At 54.6% G+C, this 654-nt stretch carries 1 pseudogene; it reads left to right on the forward strand.

Features of this window, described 5'->3' with window-relative positions:
- Nucleotides 1-55 precede the first annotated feature (55 nt).
- Nucleotides 56-654 (forward strand): annotated as a pseudogene (locus ACT3R7_RS20715) (IS1-like element IS1A family transposase); the annotation flags it as partial.

Consider the following 654-nt stretch of genomic DNA (forward strand, 5'->3'; position numbering starts at 1 on the left):
GGTGATGCTGCCAACTTACTGATTTAGTGTATGATGGTGTTTTTGAGGTGCTCCAGTGGCTTCTGTTTCTATCAGCTGTCCCTCCTGTTCAGCTACTGACGGGGTGGTGCGTAACGGCAAAAGCACCGCCGGACCTCAGCGCTATCTCTGCTCTCACTGCCGTAAAACATGGCAACTGCAGTTCACTTACACCGCTTCTCAACCCGGTACGCACCAGAAAATCATTGATATGGCCATGAATGGCGTTGGATGCCGGGCAACTGCCCGCATTATGGGCGTTGGCCTCAACACGATTTTACGTCACTTAAAAAACTCAGGCCGCAGTCGGTAACCTCGCGCATACAGCCGGGCAGTGACGTCATCGTCTGCGCGGAAATGGACGAACAGTGGGGCTATGTCGGGGCTAAATCGCGCCAGCGCTGGCTGTTTTACGCGTATGACAGGCTCCGGAAGACGGTTGTTGGCACGTATTCGGTGAACGCACTATGGCGACGCTGGGGCGTCTTATGAGCCTGCTGTCACCCTTTGACGTGGTGATATGGATGACGGATGGCTGGCCGCTGTATGAATCCCGCCTGAAGGGAAAGCTGCACGTAATCAGCAAGCGATATACGCAGCGAATTGAGCGGCATAACCTGAATCTGAGGCAGCACC

It is taken from the genome of Halomonas sp. AOP43-A1-21 (assembly GCF_052376775.1).
Taxonomy (GTDB): domain Bacteria; phylum Pseudomonadota; class Gammaproteobacteria; order Pseudomonadales; family Halomonadaceae; genus Vreelandella; species Vreelandella colorata.